The organism is Moorena sp. SIO3I6 (genome assembly GCF_010672095.1).
Genome location: NZ_JAAHHU010001571.1, coordinates 1 through 1,159, shown reverse-complemented (window position 1 = coordinate 1,159; position 1,159 = coordinate 1). Strand labels below are relative to the sequence as shown.

Genomic DNA, 1,159 nt, shown 5'->3' with positions numbered 1-1,159 from the left:
GAAATATTTGCTTAATATTGTAATATCAAACAAGTTTAGTTTAAGTATTTTTTTTGCAAGTTCGAGTGCTAACCCAGCTTTATTTAGCACTGAAATGCCTGAAATCATAATGTTTTATCTACCTAAATATGAATCAAAAAAGTTGGAGTTGGATCACCGGTTCTTTGATAACAACAGTTTTGGGTACGTTGTTATCAACAGGTGCGACCCGTGGCGAATTAAATTCGCCTACGGAAAGCGCACCTATGATATTTCATCAGCTAAGGGCTTTGACTACACTGTTAAAGATAGCCCTGACTTACCACTGATGACAGAGGTGAAATCTGCCACAATTCCAGATGCTGAAAAACTCTCAAGTCAGCAAGTACAGATGTTTGATTTTGCTGAGTTTCCAGCTCAATATAGAACTCTTGCTAGTTTAAGCTTACCAGCGCCTGAGCTAATCACTACTGACGGGATTCCAAAGTCAGAAGAGAAAATAGCTTCTCCGGATTCTAATCTCCAAGGAAACGCTATGCTTATCGGCTATGCTTCTTCTCTCAACAAAAGCAGTGCTTCAGCACAGACATGGCAACCACTAACAGTACCAACGATTGCAAGGCGTAGCCGTCGCCGAGTGCGATGGAGTGTAAGGGGGGTAGCTTCTTGGTATGGTTCAGCTTTTCATGGCAGGCGCACTGCTAGTGGCGAAAGATTCAATCAATATGCTCTGACTGCTGCTCATCGTACCTTGCAGTTTGGCACTAGAGTCAAAGTGACTAATCTCAGAAATGGTCGCTCCGTCATTGTCCGGATTAATGACCGTGGACCAAATGTCAGGGGTCGGATTATTGATTTGTCCAGAGGAGCTGCCAGAATAATTGGATTGGTCAGGTCTGGCACTGGGCCTGTGCATATAGAAATTCTTTATTGAATTGATTAGTTATTAGTCAAAAGAAATCTCCAGGAATTACTTGGCAATTCCTGGAGATTTATATTTATTAAGAGTATGTTGCTAACATCGATAAGAATGTGACATACTCCCACACGCTTATCAGAGATTACAGTGTGGGCTTCTTGCCAACTCCACCCAACGGTATCGGCTTTCGCCGACGCTGCGCGAACGGATACTCGGCAAGCTTTATTGACGACACGGGATGCCCCTCCGCACCGGAACAAT

General features: G+C 43.3%; 2 protein-coding genes. One reads left to right on the top strand and one right to left on the bottom strand.

The window, feature by feature from the left end; all coding sequences use genetic code 11:
- The first annotated feature begins 142 nt into the window (after positions 1–142).
- Positions 143–913 carry a septal ring lytic transglycosylase RlpA family protein gene (locus F6K49_RS51305; protein WP_293110634.1) on the top strand — a complete coding sequence of 257 codons (771 nt, stop codon included), beginning with the start codon at positions 143–145 and terminating at the stop codon, positions 911–913.
- A 5-nt stretch (positions 914–918) separates the two neighbouring features.
- Here the strand turns inward: F6K49_RS51305 and F6K49_RS51300 are convergent.
- On the bottom strand, positions 919–1,159 hold a 241-nt coding region (locus F6K49_RS51300; protein WP_293110632.1), incomplete at its 5' end, for a hypothetical protein.